This is a genomic window from Ditibartonella apis (assembly GCF_001952075.1).
Taxonomy (GTDB): domain Bacteria; phylum Pseudomonadota; class Alphaproteobacteria; order Rhizobiales; family Rhizobiaceae; genus Bartonella; species Bartonella apis.
In genome coordinates this window covers 57,790-82,920 of record NZ_LXYU01000003.1, presented here as the reverse complement: position 1 = coordinate 82,920, position 25,131 = coordinate 57,790, and the positions used below count along the sequence as shown (strand labels likewise).

Genomic DNA, 25,131 nt, shown 5'->3' with positions numbered 1-25,131 from the left:
TCCAAGAATAGAAATAAAAAACGCCGGTAAAAACCGGCGCCTTTTTAATAAAACTTTTTGTGATCGTCACCGGACAAAAATACCGATAGAGCAAGCGACACACAAAACTGACAGAATTATCAAAATAAGATAGGCTTTTTTCTTGTCGAACAGAATTGCGAAAGCAGAAAACCAGCCCATAATACCGGCGCTTAATGCAAACATAAAACCGGCGCGGTTCAAGGCAACAAGATGGGCAGCCATCAGGCCACCGATAATCAACGCACCAAAAACTATTATAAGACCGGTTGCGAACTTCTCATAATCGTCCATAATCAATCCTCTTCAAGCGGGCTTGCAATTCTTCTTAAATCAAAGTCCGGCTACTCGATGTTTCTTTCCTTCTAACGCATGAAAGAGAAAAACAAAATGTTTTTTTCGTTCGTGCCTCTTCAACAATGCGTCTCTTCGCGAAGTGTCTTTCATGGAACCGTTTTTCCTCTCCCGAACTTTTCGTCGTTAAAGCTATTACACTCTATTTATTGCAGAAGCTTTTATGAACAACACCGTTTATGCTGAACAAACTGAACTTGCCAAACCGCAATTGCCGGTTATCTTTCCCGCTTGTTGTTTTTCAATTTTCCGGTTGAAAGAACGACTCTATATGACGGGGAAATTTCCACGGGCTGATCGCAATCAAATCATAGCGCAGCCGCAATTTTTTGCGGTCGGGCTGACGCGCGAGAAATATATTGGCTGCATTGTCAAAACGTTTTTCACTTGCTGTTTTAACCGCTTCCATCGCCTCTTTGATGGTGGGGCGGGCTTTCACTTCAACAATGGCAATGACATTGCCGCGCCGCGCTATAATATCAATTTCGCCAAAACGGGTTTCAAACCGGCGTGCCGCAATATGATAGCCCTTCATTTGCAGCCATAAACCCGCAAGCCTTTCAGCATAAATTCCGCGTAAATAGGTTTCCTGCTTGCGTTTTTTGTTCATGATCCTGTTTCATGAAAAGGAGAGACAAATGACACATCTATTTACTCACAAGAATAAAGATTTATACAGAAATATTTTTGAAAAAACACAATGCTTTGACCGTATCCCCGAATATTTTAAAGGTGAGAGAACCGATACTTTAAAAATTGACCAGAGAAATTTAACAGATTTTGTTAAGCCCCACATCTCTTTCAGTTACTCGGGCTTTTTCATTGCCCTTGTCTTTTTCGGTTAGGCGGGCTTCTTATCCTCTGGCCTTCTTGAGCCTCTCAATCTTTTCGAGCCACCTTAAGCTTTTTCAAGCCTTGATCTTGTTTTAAAAGCTTAATCCTTCAGCGATAACAGGCGCTTATAGAGATCGGCTTTTTTGTGTCCGGTCATTTTCGCTGCTTCTGCGGCGGCTTTTGCTGCCGGATAATCTTTTGCAAGGTCGGTCAGAAGCTTGTCGATTTCTTCCGTGTCGAATTTTTCTTCCTGTTTTGACGGTGGTTCGACAATGATAACAATTTCCCCTCGTATCTTTTTGCCGTCGCTATAGCGTTCCTTCAATTCCGAAAGTGTCGCAACATCAACCGTCTCGAACTTTTTGGTCATTTCGCGACAGATCGCGCCACGCCGATCTTTCCCGAAAATTTCAACCATATCGGACAAAGTTGAGGAAACGCGGTGCGGGGATTCGTAAAAAATCAATGAAGCGGGAATGAGCCCAAGTTCTTCAAGGCGGGCTTTTCTTTGCATGGACTTTGTTGGAAGAAAGCCGGAAAAGAAAAAACTGTCGGTTGGCAGGCCTGTTGCAATCAATGCTGTCAAGGCAGCAGAAGCACCTGGCACCGGCACAATTTTGATGTTTTTTTCGCGCGCCTCGGCAACAAGCCGGAAACCGGGGTCGGAAATAAGCGGCATACCGGCGTCACTCACCAATGCCACCGAGCGATTATCTTCAAGAACACCAAGAAGCTTTCTGCCTGCTTCCTCGACATTATGTTCCTGATAAACAACCGGCTTTTGATGGATACCATAACGCTCAAGCAATATGCGTGTCACTCTGGTGTCTTCGCAGGCAAGTTCATCGGCAGCGGCAATTGTTTCTATTGCCCGCAAGGTGATATCGCCGAGATTTCCTATCGGTGTGGCCACAAGGTAGAGCGCCGGTTCAAGGGCTGGTGCTACATAAGCATTCGCCCCGATGATGTATTTCCTGTCTGTCAAAAACTCATCCTAACATTGAACCCGTTCTCTTGAACTTTTCGTGAAACGAAAAGGCTTCTTCAAGAATATGCGGGGTCTGGCCTCCGGCCGTTTTGCAAGCACGGTCGAAATAATCGCGCAATACATCCCGATAGTCGGGATGGGCACATTTTTCGATGATAAGCGGCGCGCGTTCACGTGGTGCAAGGCCGCGCAAATCGGCATAACCCAATTCTGTCACCAGAACATCGACATCATGTTCTGTATGATCGACATGGGCAACCATCGGCACAACGGAGGAAATCTTGCCACCTTTGGCAACCGATTTTGTTACGAAAACCGAAATATAGGCATTCCTCGCAAAATCGCCAGAACCGCCAATGCCGTTCATCATATGGGTGCCACCGACATGGGTCGAGTTCACATTGCCGTAAATGTCGAATTCAAGCGCAGTATTGATCGCAATAATACCGAGCCTGCGAATAATTTCCGGCAAATTCGATATTTCTTGCGGCCGCAGGATCAACCGGTCCTTATAGCGTCCGATATTCGGAAAAACACGCGCGGCGCAGGCTTCACTCAAAGTAATGGACGAGGCCGACGCAAAATCGAGCTTGCCGGCATCGAAAAGTTCGAAGGTGGAATCCTGCAACACTTCGCTATACATCTGCAAATTATGGAACGGGCTATTCACAAAGCCTGTCAGAACTGCATTGGCAATGGTGCCGATACCTGCCTGAATGGGGCTCAAAGTCATATCCATGCGCCCTTGATCGACCTCTTTTAAGAAAAATTCGGTCAAATGGCGGGCAATGGCATTGGTTGCATCATCGGCTGGCGAAATCAATGACGGGCTATCCGGCACATCCGAAATGACAATGGCCGCAATTTTGTTTTTATCGACCTTGATTGCTGTAGTGCCGATGCGTGTATCCGGTTTCAAAACCCCGACGGGCTCGCGGTTTGGCCGTGGAGAAGGAATATAGATGTCGTGTATGCCTTCAAAATCCGGATTGAGACTGGTATTGAGCTCGATAATAATTTTATCCGCCCCCAAGGCAAAGCTTGCCGAATTGCCGACAGATGTTGTCGGCACAATCGAACCATCTTCATGAATCATCATCGCTTCGATAATGGCAATATTGACCGGCGGTAACTGGTGGGCGCGCAATTGCTCGACCATTTCCGACAAATGTTCGTCAATAAACATAACCTCGCTGCGATTGATTGCCGCTCTTAAAGCGGTGTCAACCTGAAACGGCATACGACGGGCAAGCACGCCTGCCTCGCTCAATATCTTGTCGGTGTCATGACCAAGGGAAGCGCCCGTCAACAGGCTGATTTTAAAAGGGTGTTTTTTTGCCCGTTTTGCCATTGCATGAGGAACAAGTTTGGCGTCGCCCGCGCGGGTAAAGCCGCTCATACCAACGACCATTCCATCTTTGACAAGGCTTGCCGCCTCGTCTGCCGAGACGATCTTTGCTCTTAATTCCTCGCTCTGAATACGGTCTTCAAACATTTTTTACTCCCATCTCTCGATAGCAACAAGGCCAACCTCTCCCGCCAATTTTGAAAAATTCAAGTGAAGACTATCGAACTTATGCTATCAAGCCTCTTTCATTTCATCCAAGATTTTTCTTGCCGCTTCCAACGGATTATCGGCTTTGATAATAGGCCGGGCTACCACAAGATGGCTTGCACCGGCCTCAATTGCTTCTTTCGGGCTCATGACACGTTTCTGGTCACCTTTATCGACCCCTTTCGGGCGGATACCGGGGGTAACCAAAGCCATGTCAGGGCCAATCACTTCCCGCAAAGCGCGTGCTTCTGCAGCAGAGGCAACAATGCCTCCCATTCCTGCTGAACGGGCGTCTTTTGCCCGCTTCAACACCAATGTTTTGGCATCGTCAAAGTAGCCTGCCGCTTTAAGATCATCGTCATCCATCGAGGTGAGCACTGTCACACCAAGAAGACAAAGATTGCTTCCTTTGGCCGCGCTCACAGCTGCCCGCATTGCTTTCGGATAAGCATGAACCGTCAACATATCGACGCCGAGCTTGACGATATTTTCAACCGCACTTTTTATCGTATTGTCGATATCGAGAAGTTTCATATCAAGGAAAACTTTTTTGTTTGCCTCTTTGAGTTCACGGGCAAATTCAAGCCCGCCTGCAAACAATAATTGATAGCCTATTTTATAAAAGCTGATGGTATCGCCCAATTCCTGAACCAGCTTTTCTGCCTGCCGAATATCAGCGACGTCCAACCCGACAATCAACCGATCCCGCATAACATTCGCCATCAATCAAACTCCATTGCAATGCCCTTTTCGGACAATCTTTTTTTAAGTCCCCTTTTTCGGGCGACCTTTTTTAAAAACCTGATTGCATGTTTAAAAACCTGCAATCACCGAACCCGCTATTACGACTTGAGAAGCCATAAACTTCCCGTTCAGCTTCTGCCTTGAGCGCTTGTTTTAAAAGCAAACGACCGGTGAACGGATAAGGTTCCCTTTAAAGCTCATTATCAGGCATAAACAAAAAGCACAACTTGCCCGTCTTTCCAATCAAGCAATTGTGCTTCCGTTTTTCTATAATATTCACTGTTTTCATTGCTTCAAAACTTCAAAACCCGACTATCAACCATCGTTTACTATTATCCCCGGTCGGTCACATAGACCGGCGTTCAAAAGAATGCCGTATGTTTTATCCGGCAATTCCACCCCGAACACTCGGGTAAACAGTGGTCAATCTTTTTAAAATCGACATCATTTCCCTCAAAACGATATCTATTGCCGTAAAACCGATATCAAATCATTGGCAAATGAAATATCAAAAGAATTGCATCATGAGCAACCTTCATGCTTTTGCTCTTCAACAAAAGCACGTGTTACAATGAAAATGGCAATCAAACAGCGTTTCGTCTGTTTTTAAAAAACTCATGTACCGCTGTTTTTGAGCTGTGGGATCGGAATATTGACAGTGCCGTTACCTGTACTTGCATCGGTCTTTTGTCTGGTAACCGATTCAACTGCGGCTTTGGCATCATCGGAAATGCCGGAATTGTCACCAAGCCCCGTCTCGTCAAGCAGCCCTTTGGCCTTGGCGTCATAATAATAACCACGGGCGTAAAGGCGCACTGCCTGCGCTTCGTTACCATCGGCAACCTTATAGGCACCGGCCAGATATTTTACCGCGAAACGCAAATTGGTTTCTGCGTCAAGCAACCCCTTCGGGTCGCCCTGATAACCCATGCCTTTGGCCGTCGGATGGCTGATTTGCATCAATCCGAGATATGGGCCATTACGAATATTGGGATTGCCGTTGCTTTCGCGTTTGACAACGCGTCTTACAAGACTTTCCGGCACATTATAGGCCATTGAATATTTGGAAATGAGTTGTTCGACTTCCGGACTTGCATGGGCAAGTTCAACAGGACCGGATTGGCTTTTCAATGCATTGGGATTGGCCGCATTGGAATTTAGTGCATTTGCTTTGGCAAGTGCTGCCGGATTTGCTTCCTTGCCGGTATAGGAAAGTTCCTTGAACACCGGCACCGGAATTTTTTTATCGATCAGATAGCCATACGATAGAGGTGTCGTCATTGTTCCGACACGCGCTATAGACGTGGTCGCATCGGTGAGTTCGGTCTTCGGTTTGTTCTGCTGTGTACAGGCACCCAAAAACCCCGTTAATACGATAATACTACCGCTGACAATCAAACGTCGTTTAGTCATGCACCACCCGTTTTTTATTCAAACTTATGCAAACTTTTTAAAGAAAGCCAAAATCACGGCTGTCAAAACGCACATACACAGTACAAAAAGTGCGTTCCAGCCTTTATTTGCCGATTTCATGGCAATCCTGTGACCAAAGTGTCATTTTCTTGTCATCAAAGTGGATAACCCCTTAAAAACTTAATTCAAACAGGGGATAAACCCGTTTTTAATGACACCTTGAAGCATTGCTTCAAACTGTTGAAAACAATATCTTCAAGCTTCCCGAAACGACATCTAGGCACGTCGGTTGCAAAGTCAACCTAGCACAACTTGTTCGACTTGGCAAAACATGGTTTACGAAAGGTTATTTGCGAGCTTTTCTGCAATCTCCCGATAAAGTTTGGCAAAAACGCTTTGCGGCTTTTCAATAAAGACAGGCGTGCCCGCATCCGACAAGGCGCGAACGTCCGGATCAAGCGGGATTTCGCCCAAAAAGGGCACCTGCCGGTGATGGGCTTCGTTGCGCGCCCCGCCATGGCCGAATATGTCATAGCGTTTGCCGGTATCGGGAGCGATAAAATAGCTCATATTCTCGATCACACCCAAAATCGGCACGCCGACCTTGGTAAACATTTCGATTCCCTTGCGCGCATCGACCAATGCCAGATCTTGCGGAGTGGAAACAATCACTGCACCGGTCATCGGCACTTGCTGGGCAAGTGTCAATTGTGCGTCGCCGGTGCCGGGGGGCATATCGACAACCAGCACATCAAGCGGCCCCCACAAAACATCACGCAAAAATTGTGTAACAGCCGACATCACCATCGGCCCCCGCCAAACCATCGGGCGGTCTTCATCCACGAGAAAGCCCATCGACATCAATTTCAGGCCGAATTTTTCAAGTGTTTCAAGCTTGTTGCCTTCAACTGCACGCGGACGCTGATTGATAAGGCCGGTCAATCTCGGCAATGACGGCCCGTAAATATCGGCATCAAGAAGCCCTGTTTTAAAACCCCTGTCGGCAAGTGCCAATGCCAGATTGATTGCTGTTGTCGATTTGCCAACGCCACCTTTTCCGGATGCAACCGCAATAATATGTTTGACCCCTTCGATCGGCTTTTTTTCACCAATGCCGTGGCTCGCACGCGCAATCTTCGGGCTCGCGTGCCCCGGTTCGACAACAATTCTTTTTGCCGGTGCTTTATGGGGCTCATCGCTAGTTGTTGTTTTACCAGCATTGGCCGAACCCTTTTTCTCGGCGGTCAATGTGACAATTGCGGCTTTGACGCCATCCATTGCCTCGACCACCTTCTGGGCAGCCTGTCGCAACGGCTCCAGTTCTTGTGCCCTTTCATCCGGCACAGTTATCGAAAAGAACACTTTTCCATCGGAAATGAATATTTCCGAAACCAGCCCGAGCGAGACGATATCGCTTTCAAAATCGGGCCCTTTTACTTTTCTCAATTCGTCGATAACAGCATCGCTTGTGATATTGGACACGCGCATTTCCTTCCTGCAAATCTGCTGGATTTTTGTCTTTCCTATCGCGACGGAAAGCCTTTGGTCAACCGGCTAACGAGCAGTTTTTTAAACTTTTGTATTGGCCGAAATACGATCCGGATTCTGTTCTTTGATCCATTTGACAATAACATCCCGATCAGCTTCGCCTATCATATGGTCACTATCGACCATTGCTGCATCAACCTTTGCACCATTTTTCTTGAAAACCGACAATAAAGCCGGTGCGAAAGGCGAATAAAGCGCATCTTTTTTACCCGAAATAATCAAAATCCGATTTTTCGACAAATCCTCTTTGTCGCTATTGTCAATCACCGGCATGGAACGCATAAGAATGGCGCGTCGGGCAAAACCGGGATGGCGCATCATAATCACAGCAAGCAAATTCGCGCCATTGGAATAGCCGACAAAAGTTACCCGCGACAAATCAAAATGATGCTCTTCGGCAAGGTTTCCCATAAATTTTACAAAAGCATCGGCTTCACTACTTGCGTCTTTCTCGTCGAATTTTGTCGGCGTTATCTTTTTGAACCAGCGCGTTTCACCATTCTGCACAATGCGCCCGCGAATGCCGATGAGTGTTGCCTTCGGCCATATCGGGCGGGCAAAAGGAAAAAGCGTCGTTTCATCGCCACCCGAACCATGAAGCAGAATAACAACCTCCCCCGAAGGATGATCGCTACGGTCGATGCGATAAGTAAAATCCGGCAAATGAACAAGGTTCATTCGGCCTTCGCTGTTTTCCTGCATGACAGTCTCTCCTGATGGTGGGGTTTTTCCTGATGGTGGGGTTTTTCCTTTTGAAGCGTCGTCTTCATTTCCTCTTGAAGCGGCTCTTCCTTCCTGTTTTTGCATTTGCGGCATTTTAAAAAGGCCGGATTCGAGCGGCCGCGGAACCTTTGTGTTCACCGCTTCGGGCAGCGTTGCATTGATCGTAATGAAAGGTGCTTTTCTTTTACTGTCGGGCGCATTTCCAATAGTCCCCATTGCCGCTGTTTTAACCGGCAAGCCCTTCTTCGAGACAATATGTAAATTTGTAGGCGTTTGCCTTTCAGCAGATTGAATGGCTGAAGTTTTCATGTTCCTTGGGGGCAAGCCCATTTGCCTGAAATTGTTCTCTTCGGGCATTTTGGCAGCAAGGGCAGAGCTGTTTTTCAAAAATTTATTGTCTGGTACAATAAGTCCGGATGTTCCATTTTGTTGAATTGTTTCCTGCGGCTCTACGGCCGCGGCCGAAAATGCGCTGTCACAAATAAAATTTGTTAAAACCAGCAACAGAAATGCAAGAATAAAACCTGATCCCTTTTTCATAAACATCATTTAAAAAACACGTTATCAGACTTTATTAATATAGGTATTTCTTACGATTTCGGCAAAACAATTGGCAGTGATAACCTCGTTCACGGGTAAGGTTCCATCCGCCCCAAGAGGGCAATCATCACGCATTCGGGCGGCAATCATCATGCTTTCTTGGAGTGACTGTTTCTTTTTCTACCAATGATTGACCAACTTTTCCCGCTTGCTTCCTATATTTTCTGAAACTCTTTCCCCACCCCTTAACTTTCTGTTTTCCGGTTTTTTCCTTCCCTCCCATGTCCTTCTTTTCTCCTCCATTGCGTCTCTATCTTCTCCTTATCGTGTTGCCGCTTTCACCTTTTTCTCCCACGGCCTACTGCCCGCTCGTATTCTTCATGCCTCACATCTTTTCTATTTTTCCTCTTTTCTATTTTCCATCTTTTTTGTTTTGCCTCGCCTTCCGGCATCCTCATCGTCGTCTAATCACTGCAACCGCATTGCAAGATTTGGTAATCATCAAGCACGCGTGAACGTTGCCACCTCCCCGCCCACTGCTGCTCCCGCCTGTTTTGCTCCCCGCCCCATTGCTTTTACTTTTTACCTCCGCTTGTTTTTGCTCTATTCCCCTGTTTTCCAATTTTTGATTGGCCTTTCTTTTTTATTGTTCGCCCCCGCTTTTCAGTTTCCTTATTTTTATTGCCATATCTTCCGTCTGTTCTTTTTTTTGCTATGGGCTTGATCTTCTGTTGACCTTGCTCATGCAATTTTGAGACACTTTTCCACAACTTTCCCGTGTAATTTATTTACAAAACAATCGACAAGCGTTGACGCAAGTTTCCTTTGCGCTATTGTCTTTTTATGGGTGGCATGCTCCTAAGGGTGGGCAACTTCTTTTCCGGTTCCTTCTTCTTTCCGGCTTTCTCCCTTACCCTTTTGCCACCTATCATTTTTTCTTAACCTTTGTTTTGTCTCTCGTCTTTTCCCGTTTCACCCGACCTTCCTTTTTTCCTCGTCGCTCCCGTTGCCATGGTGATCTTTTTAATTTTCCGCCCTTTTCTTGCCGCTCTTTTTTCCCTGCGCTTCGTTTTAAATTTTTCTCACCCCCTTATTCACCTCTCTCATTTCTCATATTTCCAGTACCTTTATGTTTTCCCCGATTTCGGATATCAGCGGATTTTTTCCTGAAAACTCCAGAGCCCTGTTTTCCTTTCGCCACCTCTCCGGCTTCTTCTTCCTCTTTATTGCCTTTCTTTTTTCAACACCCCTTTCGCTATTATGTTGCTCGCCACTTTATGAAACATTGCAATTTTCGAGGCAGGTTATCTTTCGCCGCCTTTTCGCATAGAACTTTTTCACACACTGTCAGACTTGACGGCCAGACGAAAAGCCAGACGAAAAGAATACGATGAACCATGTCAGGCAAACCGGACTTTTCGCCTATTTTTCTCGCATAGGTTGTATTTTTTTAAAATATTTGGGAAATACATTGCAACAAAGCAGCCCGATTGACGGTTAGCCAAATAAATTAATGGACTGACAGATAACAGTCTTTTTCAAGCTTGAAGGTGTCTCATCCTGTCGCACCTCCCAACAATCGCCAATAAAATTTTATTTCAAAATTTGCTCTGACATTTTTGTCGATCATCCGGCAACGGGTTTTGAAATGACGCTGACACAAAAGCCCGTTACAGAGAAAAAGCCGTTTCTCACAGAAAGGTGAATTTTTACCCCCTCGGATATAAGGCGAAAATCCAACAGGCCATTAAAAAATTAAATTTTCCAAAGAGTTAAATTTCTTTACCGAAATGCAAAGCCATGCCCTTGCGCAAGGCTTCCACACACAACATCTCGCGCAAAAATTCATCATTCACATCGCATTCGGGATCATAAAGATGAAATTCTCTAACCGCCCGTTCGACCTCGAAAACACCATTGGACGAACACTCCATAACGTAACTTTCCGATGAAAGATATTGACGAATCATAAAGATCAGTCGTTGCATATTGTTGCAATGGTCAGTCATCCTGAAACTCGCTACACTCACTCCCCAAAAACTGCCTTCGGCAATCATAGGTTGTTTTGATGATGAACACAACCAAATTCTTCTCTCTTGGAATTTTTCGTCTAAAAAGTTCCGGATACATTGTTTTTCAATAAACGTCTATCTGAAACCTGAAAAACCGTGAAAGTTCTACTTGAAACATTCTGCTATAGATTGAAAATGGAGAGTTGATTTTTTAAAAAATCGGGGTGACCAAACGGGTGCACAACCAGATAACCAGTCGGATATTTTATGCAAAAACTTCATTCCACTAACGGGCATACATCAAAACATATTCTGACACGCTTTTTCGGGCAGATTGCGCGTGCAATCTGGCTTATCTTTGCCTTTTTCATGCTGGTTTGGAGTCTGTTTGCTTTTTTCTACCAGTTGCCGTTCAATATGGCGGGCTTTGTTCTTGTTGCTGTTTTATGGCTGGTTGTCGGCATTTATGCGCTCGTCCTCGAATTCAAAACCCCATGGAAATCGCGCATTCTTTTAGCGCTCATGTTTATCGGCGTGATCATATGGTGGTCGACAATCAGGCCGACACTGCACCGCGATTGGGCACCCGAACTTGCGCGCAGTGTGGAAGCCACATTCGACCCCATCAATCCCGATATTGTCCATCTTCAAAACATCCGCAATTTCGACTGGATTGCGCCTTACGAGGGAAGGGAAAACTGGGAAAACGGGACTTATAATGTCGATGATCTTATCGGGCTTGATGTCTATTTATCCTATTGGATGGGGCCCTATATTGCCCATACGCTTGTGGGCTTTACATTCAAAGACGGACGCCATCTGGTGTTTTCTGCCGAAATCCGGCGCACAAAAGAGCAGAGCTTTTCTGCCATTGGCGGTTTTTTCAAAGAATTCGAATTGATTATGATTGCCGCTCCCGAAGAAGATATCATAAAACTGCGCACCGATATCCGTCATGAAAATGTTTATCGCTACCCGATCAATGTGGGCAAAGAAAAGATAAAAGACCTGTTTTTGAACTATCTTGAAACAGCCGACAAACTTGCCCATCAGGCGCGCTTTTATAACACCGTCACAGCCAATTGCACGACAGTCGTTTTCGACATGGCGCGCATCCTTGACCCCGGTATTCCGCTTGACTGGCGCATTCTCTTTTCAGGACAGCTCCCCTCCTATCTTTATGACCTCAAAGTGGTCAATACAGAAAAATCATTAAAACAGCTTGTTGACGAAGCCCATATAGAGCCCCAGATAAATGGCCGTCGTGACCAATATTCTGTTGATATCAGACGGGTGCGAAACACGAACGGCAATTGACTCGGCGAAAACTAAACCGTATAAGCGCAAAAATTGACCTGTCCTTTATTCGAAGTACTTTATTCAGAGCACTTTGTTTAGCAGCACAAGGTTTGAAAACTGTTCAACCGGCGGGAAACCGCACATAGAACCAAGAAGGGCCGCACGCCGCGGTATGTTAAATAAATGAAACGTACATATCAACCGTCCAAACTTGTCCGTAAACGCCGCCACGGTTTCCGTGCGCGCATGGCAACCCTTGGTGGCCGTAAAGTTGTCGCCGCTCGCCGCAACCGTGGTCGCAAGCGCCTTTCAGCCTGATTTTCAATTTTTTCAGGTTTTTTCAATTCTTCCGGTTTCAATTTTCCGGTTTTTCAGGGATTTTACAACGGCCGGAAAGATGGGCTTTTTGACTAGCTATTTTTCCCTTTTCCGTTGCAATAGGCCAGTGTTGAGACACCCGTTAAAACCCGCTCTTTCAAGGCAGAGTTTTGTTAGAGGTTTTTCCGATGAGTGAGAAATCCTTCCTCCGCCTTCGTAAAAGGGCGGATTTTTTGGCATTAAGAAACGGTGAAAAACGGCGCGGACCGTTTTTTCTTCTCGAATCGAAAAGCCGGGATTTACCGGAAGAAATCAAATCCACAACTTTGCCGCGTGTCGGTTTTACTGTCACGCGCAAAAATGGTAATGCAGTCAAGCGCAATCGCATCAAGCGGCGTTTGCGCGAAGCTTTCCGGCTTTCATTAAAGCGTGACATTGCCGCCGGGACAGATTATGTCATTATTGCGCGGCCCGATGCGCTTCTAGCATCATTCGACAGTCTGACCGGAGAAATGGAACGCCGGTTCAGGCAAAAATTACAAAACTCGAAACGGTAACAGGACAATCGCTCATGGAATATAATCGTAATTTTTTCATTGCTATTGGATTGTCGCTCCTTATCATTCTTGCATGGCAGTATTTTTATGTTGCGCCGAAAAATGCCGACCAGCAAAAGGCTCAGGAAATTGCCCGCCAGATCGAGAAAGATGAAAACGCGCAAAATCAGGCCGTTCCGACTGCCGAAAATGGCACTGTAACACCACCGCAAAACAAAGATGAAATAAACCCCGCCGGTATTGAAATGACACCGGACGCAAGGGATGCAGCGCTTAAAAAATCCAATCGTGTTGCAATCGACACGCCCGAGCTTCAAGGGTCAATCAATCTTGTTGGCGCCCAGTTCGATGACCTGTTTTTGAAAAATTACCGCCTGACGGTTGACAAGAATTCGCCGGAAATTGCCCTTCTTAATCCGAACGGGTTCAACACAACCTATATTGCCGAATTCGGTTTTACCGGCAAGGGATTGCCTGCCGGAAGCCTGCCGCAATTCAACACTGAATGGAAAGTGGATGGCGAAAACACAACCTTGACACCCAAGACACCTGTCCATCTTGTTTATGATAACGGTCAGGGGCAGGTCTTCCACCGTGTGATCTCGGTTGATGAAAATTATATGTTCACCATTTCCGACAGTGTCACCAACAATGCCTCTTCGGTTGTAAGCCTTCTGCCTTATGCGCGCGTTGCCCGCGCTGCTCCTCCCGAACACGCAAGTGCCACCTATCTTCTTCATGAAGGCATGATCGGCGTTGCCGGCGATGATGGCCTCAAGGAAGAAAAATATTCCGCATTGAAAGATTTGAAACCCGATGCGGCAAATGAAAAGAAAATGGTTTTCGACAAGGTCAAAGGCGGCTTTATCGGCATTACCGACAAATATTGGGCTGTTGCTGCTATTCCTCCGCAGGATGAGGAATATACGAGCCGTTTTGTCTATTTCGATCGTCTTTCCACCCATTACCAGTCGGATTTGACCGGCAAGGCCATCACCGTTGCCTCCGGTGCAACCGAAACCATTACCAATCATTTGTTTGCCGGTGCAAAACGCGTTGAAACCATCAATGCCTATCAGGATAATCTGAAGATTTTAAAATTTGAATTGCTGATTGACTGGGGCTGGTTCTCGATCATTACCAAGCCGATGTTTGCTTTGATCGACATTCTCTATAAGCTCACCAACAATTTCGGTGTTGCCATTCTGCTTGTCACTGTCATCCTGAAGGCGGTTTTGTTCCCGCTTGCCAACAAGTCCTACAAGTCCATGGCTCGCATGAAGGTTGTACAGCCGGCAATGATGGAAATCCGCACCAAATATGCCGATGACAAGGTCAAGCAACAACAAGCCATTATGGAGCTTTATAGAACCGAGAAAATCAATCCGCTCGCCGGTTGCTGGCCGCTTCTCGTGCAATTCCCGATTTTCTTTGCCCTTTATAAGGTGCTCTATATCACCATTGAAATGCGCCATGCGCCGTTCTTTGGCTGGATTCAGGATCTTGCAGCCCCCGACCCGACATCGCTTTTTAATCTGTTCGGTTGGCTTCCCTATAATGTTCCGGCATTTTTGATGATCGGCGCGTGGCCTGTCATTATGGGTATCACCATGTTCTTGCAAATGCGCATGAACCCGACACCACCCGACCCGACACAAGCCATGATTTTCACCTGGATGCCGATTGTCTTTACATTCATGCTTGCCTCGTTTCCTGCCGGTCTTGTTATTTACTGGGCATGGAACAACACGCTGTCGATTTGCCAGCAGGCAATCATCATGAAAAGTCAGGGTGCAAAGATCGAACTTTGGGACAATCTCAAAGCCATCTTCAAAAAGAAACCGAAGAAAGAGACCAAATAAGTGACAGATAGTCCTGCATTGGCGGGACTTTTTGCCCGTAACTGGATTTTTATCCGCGGTGTACCGGCAATGAAGTTTCTGCCGCCCGAAGGGCCCGCCGAGATTGCCTTTGCCGGCCGTTCCAATGTCGGCAAATCCTCGCTCATCAATGCGCTTGTCGGCCATAAAGGACTCGCGCGCACGTCGAACACCCCCGGTCGCACACAGGAGCTCAACTATTTTGTGCCGGACGGCTTTGCCGGCACTGTTGATGATTTACCACCGCTCGCGCTTGTCGATATGCCGGGCTACGGCTTTGCCGAAGCACCGAAAGCGCAGGTCGATCAATGGACAAAGCTCATTTTCGACTATTTGCGCGGCCGCACTACTTTGAAACGCGTCTATGTGCTCATTGATGCCCGCCATGGCATTAAAAAGAATGATCAGGATGTGCTCACCCTTCTTGATAAAGCAGCAGTTTCCTATCAGATTGTTCTCACAAAAATCGACAAAATCAAAACCACAGAGCTTCAAAAACTGATTGATAACACCCATAAGGTGATCGTCAAACGTCCTGCCGCTTTTCCGCATATCATTGCCACCTCTTCCGAAAAAGGCATTGGCCTTGATGATTTGAGAGAAACCATTTTAGAGGCCGCCAATCCGCTTGCCCGATAAGTTTTGCGCGTTTACGTTTTGCCCGCCCGATTCAGTTTTTCATTTTCAAATTTTTCCAGACTTGGTTTTTTAAAAATGGTAGGCAAAAATGCGCTACAATAAACAATGAAATCCGTTTTCACACCCGACACCGTTTGCACTCAACGTCTCATCATCAAAACCCCTTTCATTTAAAAGCCGGCTCCTGAAAAATTGCTTTCTGCTTTTTAAAAAAGATCCGGTTGCATTTTTAAAAAATCTTTTCGAAAACCATCATCCCCTTTTTAAAAAACAGCTTTGGCCCTTGTCCGAAAAACACTTTTTACGGGCAATACTGCTACTTAAAGTTGAATTTTCAAGGAAATTTTGGCGAGAAAAACAAAACATCCGTCACTTCAAGACATTCCATGATCGGTTTTTTTAAGTTCACCGTTTTGTTCATTCCGTTTTAAAAATTATTAACGTTGCAGAACGATTTTTTGGCGTATTTTACAATTGATTAAGCATGACTATTGCAACAGCTCAGCTTGGTGTTTCCCTTTCTTGTTCTTCGTGCGAATGGGTTCTATAAGGTCTTTTGAAGTTTGTTAAAAACCCAGAGTTGTCATGCTAACGCTTTTTCATCATCCGATGTCCTCTTCTTCCCGTTTTGTGCGGCTCATCCTTAACGAATATGATGTTGCCACCAACCTTATCGAAGAGCATGAATGGGCGCGTCGGCGTGAGTTTCTTGCGCTCAATCCGGCAGGCAGCGTACCGGTATTGTTAGCCGAGCGGGAAGTGCCGCTTTGTGGTGCCTATGTCATTTATGAATATCTTGATGAAACGCGTGGCGGCTTGCGTCGTGACCAGCGCTTTTTTCCCGAAAACCCGCTCGAACGCGCAGAAGTACGCCGTCTGACCGAATGGTTTTTAACGAAACTTGAAAGTGAAGTCACACGTCACATTGTACGCGAGCGTATTTATAAACGTGAAATTCCGCTGGCTCAGGGAGGTGGCGCACCCGATTCACAAACTTTGCGCTATGCCCGTGCCAATATCCGTCCGCATATGAAATATCTGGAATGGCTTTCCGCCTCACGCGATTGGCTTGCCGGAAATTCCATTTCCTATGCCGATCTTGCGGCCGCCGCTTCACTTTCTGTCCTTGATTTTATGGGAGAAATCGACTGGAAATCTTTCCCTGCCTCGCGCGACTGGTATATGCGCATCAAATCGAGACCCTCGTTCCGTCCGCTTTTGAATGATCGCATAAGAGGCATTGCTCCGAGCACGCATTATGCCGATCTCGACTTCTAGCGACAAAGCAAAACTGAAGGATTTACTGGTCCTCAGGGATTTTCTTACCAAAGAAGCCGCAGCCCTTGGTTTTGATGCCATTGCGATCACCGGTTCCAACAATCAAAAAGCAGCCCATCACCTTGTTGAAGCCCTGCAGCACGGCTATCACGGCACCATGGAATGGATGCTTGAGACGGCCGAACGGCGTATGGAACCCGCCAATTTATGGCCGGACGTCAAATCGGTCATTATGCTTGCGATGAATTACGGGCCGGACGCGCATGAATTCCACCAGAGACCCGACAAAAGCTCGGGAAATATTTCCTATTATGCCCGCCATCGTGATTATCATGAATTGATAAAGGGGCGTCTCAAGCAGATAGCCTCGCGCTTTGTTTCGCGTTTTGGCGGCGATGTCAAAGTGTTTGTCGATACCGCACCCGTTATGGAAAAACCGCTTGCCCAACTTGCCGGCCTTGGTTGGCAGGGAAAACACACAAATCTTGTGAGCCGCGAATTCGGTTCGTGGCTATTTCTCGGTTCCATTTTCACCGATGTCGAACTTCCTGTTAATGAGCCGGAAGTCGACCATTGCGGTTCCTGCCATGCCTGTCTTTCCGCCTGCCCTACCCATGCCTTTCCCGCCCCTTATCAGCTTGATGCACGCCGCTGCATTTCGTATCTTACCATCGAACTCAAGGAGCAAATTCCGCTTTCTTTCCGTAAAGCCATCGGCAACCGCATTTATGGCTGTGATGATTGCCTTTCCGCCTGCCCGTGGAACAAGTTTGCCCGAACGACACGCGAAATCAAACTCAAAGCACGTGAAGACTTGATTGCCCCGAAGCTCGATTTTCTTTTGAAGCTTGATGATGCAGCTTTCCGTTCATTTTTCACCGCTTCTCCGGTCAAACGTATCGGGCGCAACCGCTTCATCCGCAATTGTCTGATTGCTGCGGGTAACAGCGCCGACCGCTCGCTTGTCAGTGTGGTGAAGCCGCATTTACAAGATCCCGACCCACTCGTTGCTGGTATGGCTGTCTGGGCCTTGAAACAACTCCTCCCAAAAGCCGAATTTGATGAATTGGCAAAGCGTTCTATAACATTCTCTTCAAACCCCGATGTGTTAAAGGAATGGAAAGATTGAAACAGGAAACGAAAGCAAAAGCACCCGAACAATTCATGATGCTTGGAGCGGGCTATTCTGCTCGCGCCTTCGCCTCTCTTTATGGCGCCCATGTTGCCAACACATCAGACACCGCGCCTTCTGCCACAAAAAGCCGGATTTGCGGCACAACACGCACAAAAGAAAAATTCGCCTCTCTCGAAAGCGCCAATATCGAGCCCTTTCTTTTTGACGAGCCGACCCCGACTTTTTTTGAACGGCTTGAAACAACAACAAATCTTGTTATTTCGGTTTCACCCGACGAGACAATGAGCGATGCGGTTTTGAACCGGCCCGACATTCTTGGATCTATGCCGCAGTTAAAATGGATAGGCTATCTTTCCACCATTGGCGTTTATGGCAATCATGACGGTGGGTGGATTGACGAGGAAGCCCCCTGTCACCCCTCGCTCGAACGCAACATTTCCCGCCTTGAAGTGGAAAAGAAATGGCAGGCCTTCGGGAACAAGCACAATATCCCCGTTGCCATTTTGCGCCTTGGCGGCATTTATGGTCCTTCGCGCAACCCTTTCATGAAATTACGTCAGGGCAACAAAACACTTGTGATCAAAAAGGGGCAGTTTTTCAACCGCATCCATGTCGATGATATTGCCGGTGTCATCAAGGCATTTTCTTCGGCAAAACGTGAAGGCATTTTCAATATTGTCGATAATGAACCGGCACCGCCCGAAGCTGTCATGCATTATGCGGCAAAATTGATGGGGGTAACCGATCTTGAAGAAGTTCCCTTTGAAAGGGCCGATATGTCGCCCATGGCACGTTCTTTTTATGGTGATAATAAAAGAATATTGAATCATAAACTTTTAAAAACAGGATATAATCTGAAATATCCCGATTATCGAACCGCGTTGGAAGCAATGTGGAAAGATAATCTTTGGGATAAAAAGCTCTAGTGCTCGCACGCCTTTTAAAAAAGGCGGCTAGGCGCTTGAGATGAGTGACACGTTTTTAAATTGTTGTGCTTTTTAAAAAGATTTTGCGCGTTCGAAAGGCGTTAGGGATGTCTTCAAAGTTCAAGTCATTCAACCGGATTTTGGCAACAACATTGGCAGCGGTTTTTCTGCCTGTCGCGGCTGCCCATAGTGACGAACCGGCAAAACAGGCTTTTGGCGATGTCAAATTGCCTTCGACCGGTCAAGCACAATCCATCGGCTTTTATTCCAAGGGTTGTCTTAATGGGGCGGTAGCCCTGCCGATCGACGGCCCCAACTGGCAAGTCATGCGCCTTTCCCGTAACCGCAATTGGGGGCATCCTGCAACCATACGCTTTATCGAACAATTATCGCGACAGGCAGCAAAAGATGGCTGGTCAGGCCTCCTCATCGGCGACATTTCGCAACCTCGCGGCGGCCCGATGTTGAACGGGCACGCATCCCACCAGATCGGTCTTGATGCGGATATCTGGCTCACCCCCATGCCCGATCATCGTTTAAGTCGGGAAGAAAGAGAAAACATGCAGGGCGTATCTATGCTTAAAAAAGATTCGCTTTATGCCGACCCGAAAAAATGGACTCCCGAACGCACCGCGCTTATTCGTGACGCGGCAGAAAACCCTGAAGTCGAGCGCATTTTTGTGCATCCGGGCATCAAAAAACAATTATGCGACACGGTGACCGGCGACCGTTCGTGGCTACAGAAGGTGCGCCCCTATTGGGGGCATTTCTGGCACTTCCATGTCCGGCTAAAATGTCAACCGGGTTCGGGCAATTGCAAGCCGCAACCGAAAGTGACAGCCGGCGACGGTTGCGACAAATCGCTTGCCTGGTGGTTTACCGATGAGCCATGGGCCGACAAAAAGCCCAAAAAGCCCACGACCGCCACACCACCGAAACCGCATATTATGATGGTTTCGGAATTGCCTAAGGAATGCACGGCAGTTTTGAATGCACCAGAAAAACCGGCCAAATAAAACGTGCTTTGCAATTTAGTTCCGGTTAAAAAAATTATAACGGCCGACACAACCATTACGACGTCAACCACAAAAACGGCAACCACAAAAACGGCAACCACTAAAACGGGGAATAGCTTATGCAAAATCGGAATCTGGAATTTCCTGTTCTTATCGGCGATATTGGTGGCACCAATATGCGGTTTTCGCTGATCCTCAATCAGGCCGGAGAACAAATGGCAATTGCAACCGGTAAAGTTAATGATTTTCCAACGATCGAGGACGCTATCGGTTCGGCTATTCTGCCGCTCATAAAGACACATCCGAAGTCGCTATTTCTCGCTATTGCCGGTCCGGTTACCGGCAAAGAAATCAAGCTCACCAATTGTAACTGGATCATTTCGCCGACAAAACTCATCGAACAATTCGGTTTCAATGAAGTTTTCTTAATCAACGATTTCGAGGCACAGGCACTTTCGACTATTGTTCTGCCAGAAAAATATCTTGAACCGATCGGCAAAATAACCACCGCGACAGATCAGACGAAAGTTGTCATCGGCGCGGGATCCGGACTTGGCATTGCCGGACTTATCTATTTGAACGGCCGTTATATCCCGATTGAAGGTGAAGGCGGGCATATCGACTTTGCCCCGCAAAGCGACGAAGACCTTGCCCTCTACCCGTTTTTGAAAAAAATCATCGGTCGGGTCAGCGCCGAGGAATTATTAAGCGGGCGCGGACTTTTAAACATTTATCGCGCAATTTGCGCTATGCGCAATGTGAAAGCCCCTATCGAATTGCCTGAAGAAATTACAGCCGAAGCACGTCTTGTCCACCCCCATCGCGCCATCGAAAATCAGGCTTACGAAGCAGTGCAATTTTTCATCAATTATCTGGCGCGATTGGCGGGTGATTTCGCCCTTGTTTTCAAAGCCGAAGGTGGCGTTTATATCGGCGGCGGCATTCTGCCGGAAATGCTGCCACTTATTGATGAAAACCTGTTCCGCCGGAATTTTATCCATAAACAACCCCATGAAAAGCTTCTGGAAAACATTCCCACTTTTGTCTTAACCCATCCGCGTGCTGCTCTTGTGGGTATGGAATCCTATGTCCGCCATCCGGAACGTTTCATGCTTGATATGGAAGGCCGCTTTTTTGTCAAACATGCCGGTTAAAAAACCGGAGTAAACAGGAAATACCCCGAATATAGTAACCAATCCGAATTTAGGTCTATAAAACCAATTCCCGCGCAATAAAGCCCTTTACAACGATCAAGCGGAATGATCGGCACTGTTAACCACTAGAAGGCACTTTTCCATTCTGTCGCGACAGTCTTCTTACCCTTTGCAATGCTCTCATAACTTGCCTTTTACCTGACAGTTTTTATTTAACCAGACAGTTTATTTAAACAGACAAAGTTTTTTCTCGTTCCGTTTTGGGTTTCATCTGATCAGCCGGGAAAAAATGTAGTTTCGTTCTATAAATTTTAAAAATAAAAACGCAAAATATTATTCCTGTATTAACAATATGCATGGTGTATGCCATATTAGCCTTGCTTTCCTGTTTGATAACTCTTAAAAAACCAACCCGACGAATTGCCAAATTTCTTTGGCAAGAGCTGCACTTTCATTTGCTTCTCGGGGGTTTACTAATGTCATTCAAACTGAAATATCTGCATTCGGTTTCTCTATTTGCCTTTTCTGCGGTAATCGGCGTAACCGCTTCCACAACCCTTGTTGCAAATTGCGCTTTAGCCGGCGAGATAAGCTATAATGGAAGTGATAATAGCCTGCTTCTCAAGGACCCCACATCAAATTCCGATCAATATAAAAGCCTCTATTCGCAAACAAACCTTTCCGGAAATACCATCACCGTCATTGGCGGGGAAGACAAGCGGATAGAATGGTCGACAACAGATGGCGCCATTGCACCCTATATTATTTATGGCGGGGTCGATATCTTCGAAAAAAATAAAGCGGCTTCCCACCCCCTTAGCGATAATATCTCCGCTAACACCCTCATCATAAAAAATGTTTCCTATGACTGGTCAGCCGTTACTGCGGAAAATAACCATTCTTATTTTCAACCCGGTCAATTCGGCGGCGGTTCCATAATCGGCGGGCTGAGCTATGGCAATGGTTCAAATACAAACGGCAATGAGGAGCAAAAGAACGGAGTACATGGCAAAAGCATTTCCGGAAACTCCATTATCCTTGAAAATGTCAGCGTGACGGGCGGTAATGGCGGTCATGCGGCGAATGAACGCAATGTGATGTTAACCGTTGCAGGGAGCAGTATCGGAGGCATGGGGGGAGCTTCTATTTTTGGTGGATTGAGCATTGGAGTTACCGAATACGCATTCGACCATAATGGCGCTGAGGGCGAAAGCGGAAACGGCGGTGACGTATTCAATAATACAATAAGTTTGAAAAATGTAACCCTCATTGGCGGTAATGGTGGAAATGGCGGAACTAATCTTTATTTGGGAAGTAGCGCGGGAGGTCTAGGTGGTTTCGGCGGCGGCTCCGTCTTTGGTGGTGTCAGTATCGGTGCTGCAGGTGGACCTTTTGAAGCCGGTGATGGCGGTGCAGTCCATGATAATGAAATTACTCTTGTCGATGTCACATTGATTGGCGGAAATGGCGGAAATGGTGGCTTGGCGAATTATGATGCCGGTTCTGGCAATGGTGGCGTGGCTGGTGGCTCTGTCTTCGGCGGTTTATCCATTTCCAGTGCCAATGGTCTTGGTACAAAAATATCTGGCAAATGCGGAAACGTTTACAACAATCATATTCTTCTCGACAATGTCACTTTAAATGCCGGCAATGTCGGCAGAAGCGGAGGAAAAGGTAGTAGGGGTGGTGCCGGAATTGACGGGTTTGAAGGCGGCTCTGTTTTTGGCGGGGCCAGTATCAGCGGAGCAAGCGGAGATGGTGATGGAAGAGAAAGCACGGCCGGAAAAGGTGGCGATGTTAAAGACAATACAATCGTCATTTCCGGAAAAACCTCTATCTCCGGCAATGTTTATGGCGGCTTTTCGCAAGGTGGTGCAGCCGGTAAAGACGCGAAAACAGGTTTGTCTGGCGACATAACAGGAAATGGCATTACGCTTGAAGGTGATGAAATTACCATCGGCAAGCGCGATCAAAACGGCAATATAGTAAGTTACGGCGCAATTTATGGCGGTTACAGTCTGAAAGGCGACGGCACAATCAATGAATTGGCCAATGTCTTTACCGGTAACACTCTCACTCTTGACGGCTATCGCGGTAAAGTCTCCGGCATTTATAATTTCCAGAATTATCACTGGATTTTGCCGACCGATGTGAAAAATGGTGATACCTTGATAAAAATTGCCGAAGGTGGCAAGGCTGTTGATCTCACCAATACCAACCATACAATTGCCGATATGGCTCCTTCGGGTAACCGCCTTGAAACCGGCAATATCGTCACTTTGATCGACAAAACCAGCGGAACACTAAACGCACAAAGCCCTTACACCATCCATCAAGGGCAATTCATTGTCTATCAGGCAAAACTTCAACAGACGCACGACAGCGATAATGCTCTTGTTCTGAAAATTGCCAGAAGACAAAATGACGGCAAAACCGGCATCAATACCGGTGGCGATCACAACAATCCGGATCAATCGGCGGCACAATTGAACCCGCAGTCGAAGGCTTATTCGGAAGGTCGTGCAGCAAGCCTCGCCTTTGTTTCGCAAGGCTCCGATGTTATTGCAAACAGCATGGGCACAATTGCCGGCCTTGCAACAACAGCGGATAACCGCTTCAATCATCCGCTCTATGTTCCCTTTATCATGACCGGCGGTTCTTCCTCCCGTTATCAGACAGGAAGCCATGTCGAGATTGACGGTTTCAACATGATTGCCGGCTTTGCTTTCGGCTTTAACCTTGAAGCTGGTCATAAAGTCACAACCGGCGCATTTTTCGAATATGGCCGCGGCACTTATGACACTTATAACAGTTTCGACCGTTTCGCTTCCGTCCATGGTGATGGTGACAGCGATTATAAGGGCGGTGGCATTCTCGCCCGTATCGAATTTGCCGGCACCGGTCTTGGGCGGGTCAAAGACCTGAAACCAGACGAAACTGACGGGCTTTATGCCGATGCATCTTTGCGTTTTGGCCAGTCGGACGGGAAGTTTACTGCCGGTCGCGAATTCGGTCTTGAGGAACAGGTGGTCGACTATCACGGTTCTTATAACAGCACGGCCAATTATTTCGGCGGTCATATCACAGGCGGCTACGTCTTCAATTTTGATGATCGGCGTGCCCTTGATGTCTATGGCCGCTATTTATGGACACGTATGGAAAGCGATACGGTAAAAATCGACCAAGAAAAATTGCATTTTGACAGTGCAACGAGTTCGCGTATCGAGCTTGGCTCCCGTTATTCCTATCAATATAATAACTGGTTCAAGCCTTATATCGGCGCAACCTATGATTACGAGTTTGAAGGCGATGTCGGTGCAAAAGCTTATGAATTCAATTTGCACAAACCGTCACTTGAAGGCTCGACCGGTATTTTTGAAGCAGGCTTCAAGATGAACCCGTTGAGAGACAACAAGGCTTTGACAATCAATGTAGATGGTCAGGGTTATGTCGGCGCCCGCCAAGGTGGTGGCGGCGGTGTCAAACTCAAATACGAGTTCTGATAAAACAAGGCTTGGCAAAGAAAAATCTTAAGCTCTGGCGAGACAAAGTTTCGGGCTTTGGTAGGGCAAAGTCTCCAAGACCACCTGCCTTGCCGGAGAGATTGCGTCAAGCAAGGCTTTATTAGACCGGTTTTTCACTCGAAATAAACCTGCCTCATGGGGAAACTCCCTTCTCGGCTTTACGGCCTTTCTTGCCTGTGACTTTTTTCAATACCCCCCTCCCCTTTTCTTTTCATTCCGGTCTTTTCATTCCGGAAAATTTTGTTTTTGATTTTCCCGAACACCTTCCTGTCACTTGGTCATGAGAAACATTTACCGAATTTGAAAAGAAACCCGCTATAAAATTCTCTAAAAGATGTTTTGTCTTTTTAATTGCCGCGCTATTTCGGAATTATTTTATATTTTATTCGTCTTCTTTGCCTGCAAAAATTTTCTGCCCATTTTTCGACAAAAGGTTTTTTAGAACGTCTTTTCCCATCACCAATTTTTCTGCAACATTACGATGGCCCGTTATTTAAGAAACCGGAAAATCCGTTATAACGCAAATCACCAACCCGATTCCGTGACGTTTTTTCAATCTTTGTCAAAAAGCAAATTATTGAATTTCCAACCGGTTTTTAAACAATTTTGCTAAGGTCCAGACATTGTCTTTAAAAGCGGTAAAGAAAAACAAAGGTAAAATTCTGATATTCCCTTT

At 46.6% G+C, this 25,131-nt stretch carries 22 protein-coding genes; 12 read left to right on the top strand and 10 right to left on the bottom strand.

Annotated elements, in window-relative coordinates:
• Positions 1-66: 66 nt before the first annotated feature.
• Both PEB0122_RS07260 and PEB0122_RS07255 read right to left on the bottom strand, forming a co-directional pair.
• Positions 67-312, bottom strand: a complete 246-nt coding sequence (locus tag PEB0122_RS07260; protein ID WP_075869046.1) for a hypothetical protein — start codon at positions 310-312, stop codon at positions 67-69.
• 301 nt (positions 313-613) lie between these two features.
• Complete coding sequence (locus PEB0122_RS07255; protein WP_075916424.1) at positions 614-982, bottom strand: YraN family protein; 369 nt, start codon at positions 980-982, stop codon at positions 614-616.
• A 28-nt stretch (positions 983-1,010) separates the two neighbouring features.
• Between PEB0122_RS07255 and PEB0122_RS07250 the strand changes: the two genes are divergently transcribed.
• Entirely contained in the window at positions 1,011-1,217 is a 207-nt protein-coding gene (locus PEB0122_RS07250; RefSeq protein ID WP_143238814.1) for a hypothetical protein, read from the top strand.
• A gap of 89 nt (positions 1,218-1,306) precedes the next feature.
• Here PEB0122_RS07250 and rsmI read toward each other — a convergent pair whose 3' ends face one another.
• The 8 genes from rsmI to PEB0122_RS07210 all read right to left on the bottom strand — a co-directional run bounded on the left by rsmI (position 1,307) and on the right by PEB0122_RS07210 (position 10,747).
• Positions 1,307-2,191, bottom strand: a complete 885-nt coding sequence (gene rsmI, locus PEB0122_RS07245; protein WP_075916420.1) for a 16S rRNA (cytidine(1402)-2'-O)-methyltransferase — start codon at positions 2,189-2,191, stop codon at positions 1,307-1,309.
• Positions 2,192-2,195: 4 nt separating this feature from the next.
• Positions 2,196-3,689 carry an acetyl-CoA hydrolase/transferase family protein gene (locus tag PEB0122_RS07240; protein WP_075916418.1) on the bottom strand — a complete coding sequence of 498 codons (1,494 nt, stop codon included), beginning with the start codon at positions 3,687-3,689 and terminating at the stop codon, positions 2,196-2,198.
• Positions 3,690-3,776: 87 nt separating this feature from the next.
• The gene (gene pyrF / locus PEB0122_RS07235) at positions 3,777-4,472 is read right to left on the bottom strand and encodes an orotidine-5'-phosphate decarboxylase (protein WP_075869051.1); all 696 of its coding nucleotides are present in this window, start codon (positions 4,470-4,472) and stop codon (positions 3,777-3,779) included.
• Positions 4,473-5,108: 636 nt separating this feature from the next.
• The gene (locus PEB0122_RS11970) at positions 5,109-5,906 is read right to left on the bottom strand and encodes a lytic transglycosylase domain-containing protein (protein ID WP_083639727.1); all 798 of its coding nucleotides are present in this window, start codon (positions 5,904-5,906) and stop codon (positions 5,109-5,111) included.
• 336 nt (positions 5,907-6,242) lie between these two features.
• Entirely contained in the window at positions 6,243-7,394 is a 1,152-nt protein-coding gene (locus PEB0122_RS07225; RefSeq protein WP_075869052.1) for an Mrp/NBP35 family ATP-binding protein, read from the bottom strand.
• 81 nt (positions 7,395-7,475) lie between these two features.
• Complete coding sequence (locus tag PEB0122_RS11880) at positions 7,476-8,717, bottom strand: alpha/beta hydrolase (RefSeq protein ID WP_225867824.1); 1,242 nt, start codon at positions 8,715-8,717, stop codon at positions 7,476-7,478.
• Positions 8,718-8,844: 127 nt separating this feature from the next.
• A complete protein-coding gene (locus PEB0122_RS11740; protein ID WP_158025425.1) occupies positions 8,845-9,000 on the bottom strand; it encodes a hypothetical protein in 156 nt (51 codons plus the stop codon).
• A gap of 1,489 nt (positions 9,001-10,489) precedes the next feature.
• Entirely contained in the window at positions 10,490-10,747 is a 258-nt protein-coding gene (locus PEB0122_RS07210; protein ID WP_143238813.1) for a hypothetical protein, read from the bottom strand.
• A gap of 249 nt (positions 10,748-10,996) precedes the next feature.
• Between PEB0122_RS07210 and PEB0122_RS07205 the strand changes: the two genes are divergently transcribed.
• From PEB0122_RS07205 to PEB0122_RS11590, 11 genes are all read left to right on the top strand, one after another.
• On the top strand, positions 10,997-12,046 hold the full coding sequence (locus PEB0122_RS07205) for an Lnb N-terminal periplasmic domain-containing protein (RefSeq protein ID WP_083650280.1): 1,050 nt from the start codon (positions 10,997-10,999) through the stop codon (positions 12,044-12,046).
• Positions 12,047-12,211: 165 nt separating this feature from the next.
• The gene (gene rpmH, locus PEB0122_RS07200; protein ID WP_075869057.1) at positions 12,212-12,346 is read left to right on the top strand and encodes a 50S ribosomal protein L34; all 135 of its coding nucleotides are present in this window, start codon (positions 12,212-12,214) and stop codon (positions 12,344-12,346) included.
• A 188-nt stretch (positions 12,347-12,534) separates the two neighbouring features.
• The gene (gene rnpA, locus PEB0122_RS07195) at positions 12,535-12,903 is read left to right on the top strand and encodes a ribonuclease P protein component (RefSeq protein WP_075869058.1); all 369 of its coding nucleotides are present in this window, start codon (positions 12,535-12,537) and stop codon (positions 12,901-12,903) included.
• A 14-nt stretch (positions 12,904-12,917) separates the two neighbouring features.
• The gene (gene yidC, locus PEB0122_RS07190) at positions 12,918-14,765 is read left to right on the top strand and encodes a membrane protein insertase YidC (RefSeq protein WP_075916412.1); all 1,848 of its coding nucleotides are present in this window, start codon (positions 12,918-12,920) and stop codon (positions 14,763-14,765) included.
• On the top strand, positions 14,766-15,422 hold the full coding sequence (yihA, locus tag PEB0122_RS11660; RefSeq protein ID WP_075869060.1) for a ribosome biogenesis GTP-binding protein YihA/YsxC: 657 nt from the start codon (positions 14,766-14,768) through the stop codon (positions 15,420-15,422). It begins immediately after the preceding gene.
• Positions 15,423-16,007: 585 nt separating this feature from the next.
• On the top strand, positions 16,008-16,700 hold the full coding sequence (locus PEB0122_RS07180; RefSeq protein ID WP_075914019.1) for a glutathione S-transferase family protein: 693 nt from the start codon (positions 16,008-16,010) through the stop codon (positions 16,698-16,700).
• Positions 16,681-17,829, top strand: coding sequence for a tRNA epoxyqueuosine(34) reductase QueG (gene queG / locus PEB0122_RS07175; RefSeq protein WP_083650278.1), 1,149 nt, complete (start codon positions 16,681-16,683; stop codon positions 17,827-17,829). The genes PEB0122_RS07180 and queG overlap by 20 nt, the downstream gene beginning before the upstream one ends.
• On the top strand, positions 17,826-18,761 hold the full coding sequence (locus PEB0122_RS07170) for an SDR family oxidoreductase (RefSeq protein WP_225867823.1): 936 nt from the start codon (positions 17,826-17,828) through the stop codon (positions 18,759-18,761). Before queG ends, PEB0122_RS07170 begins: the two co-directional genes overlap by 4 nt.
• Positions 18,762-18,868: 107 nt before the next feature.
• Positions 18,869-19,777 (top strand): penicillin-insensitive murein endopeptidase, encoded by a 909-nt coding sequence (gene mepA, locus PEB0122_RS07165; RefSeq protein WP_075916408.1) that lies wholly within the window; start codon positions 18,869-18,871, stop codon positions 19,775-19,777.
• Between the two features lie 119 nt (positions 19,778-19,896).
• A complete protein-coding gene (locus tag PEB0122_RS07160; RefSeq protein ID WP_075916406.1) occupies positions 19,897-20,931 on the top strand; it encodes a glucokinase in 1,035 nt (344 codons plus the stop codon).
• A gap of 476 nt (positions 20,932-21,407) precedes the next feature.
• On the top strand, positions 21,408-24,434 hold the full coding sequence (locus tag PEB0122_RS11590; RefSeq protein ID WP_083650276.1) for an autotransporter outer membrane beta-barrel domain-containing protein: 3,027 nt from the start codon (positions 21,408-21,410) through the stop codon (positions 24,432-24,434).
• Positions 24,435-25,131: the final 697 nt, after the last annotated feature.

Bases quoted from the DNA above. Each gene is read 5' to 3' on its own strand.
- PEB0122_RS11590 (WP_083650276.1), top strand. From the start codon at position 21,408: ATGTCATTCAAACTGAAATATCTGCATTCGGTTTCTCTATTTGCCTTT.
- rnpA (WP_075869058.1), top strand. From the start codon at position 12,535: ATGAGTGAGAAATCCTTCCTCCGCCTTCGTAAAAGGGCGGATTTTTTG.
- mepA (WP_075916408.1), top strand. From the start codon at position 18,869: ATGTCTTCAAAGTTCAAGTCATTCAACCGGATTTTGGCAACAACATTG.
- PEB0122_RS11740 (WP_158025425.1), bottom strand. From the start codon at position 9,000: ATGGGAGGGAAGGAAAAAACCGGAAAACAGAAAGTTAAGGGGTGGGGA.
- PEB0122_RS07160 (WP_075916406.1), top strand. From the start codon at position 19,897: ATGCAAAATCGGAATCTGGAATTTCCTGTTCTTATCGGCGATATTGGT.
- PEB0122_RS07180 (WP_075914019.1), top strand. From the start codon at position 16,008: ATGCTAACGCTTTTTCATCATCCGATGTCCTCTTCTTCCCGTTTTGTG.
- queG (WP_083650278.1), top strand. From the start codon at position 16,681: ATGCCGATCTCGACTTCTAGCGACAAAGCAAAACTGAAGGATTTACTG.
- yidC (WP_075916412.1), top strand. From the start codon at position 12,918: ATGGAATATAATCGTAATTTTTTCATTGCTATTGGATTGTCGCTCCTT.
- PEB0122_RS07225 (WP_075869052.1), bottom strand. From the start codon at position 7,394: ATGCGCGTGTCCAATATCACAAGCGATGCTGTTATCGACGAATTGAGA.
- PEB0122_RS07255 (WP_075916424.1), bottom strand. From the start codon at position 982: ATGAACAAAAAACGCAAGCAGGAAACCTATTTACGCGGAATTTATGCT.
- PEB0122_RS07260 (WP_075869046.1), bottom strand. From the start codon at position 312: ATGGACGATTATGAGAAGTTCGCAACCGGTCTTATAATAGTTTTTGGT.
- PEB0122_RS07240 (WP_075916418.1), bottom strand. From the start codon at position 3,689: ATGTTTGAAGACCGTATTCAGAGCGAGGAATTAAGAGCAAAGATCGTC.
- PEB0122_RS07205 (WP_083650280.1), top strand. From the start codon at position 10,997: ATGCAAAAACTTCATTCCACTAACGGGCATACATCAAAACATATTCTG.
- pyrF (WP_075869051.1), bottom strand. From the start codon at position 4,472: ATGGCGAATGTTATGCGGGATCGGTTGATTGTCGGGTTGGACGTCGCT.
- PEB0122_RS07250 (WP_143238814.1), top strand. From the start codon at position 1,011: ATGACACATCTATTTACTCACAAGAATAAAGATTTATACAGAAATATT.
- PEB0122_RS11880 (WP_225867824.1), bottom strand. From the start codon at position 8,717: ATGAAAAAGGGATCAGGTTTTATTCTTGCATTTCTGTTGCTGGTTTTA.
- rpmH (WP_075869057.1), top strand. From the start codon at position 12,212: ATGAAACGTACATATCAACCGTCCAAACTTGTCCGTAAACGCCGCCAC.
- PEB0122_RS11970 (WP_083639727.1), bottom strand. From the start codon at position 5,906: ATGACTAAACGACGTTTGATTGTCAGCGGTAGTATTATCGTATTAACG.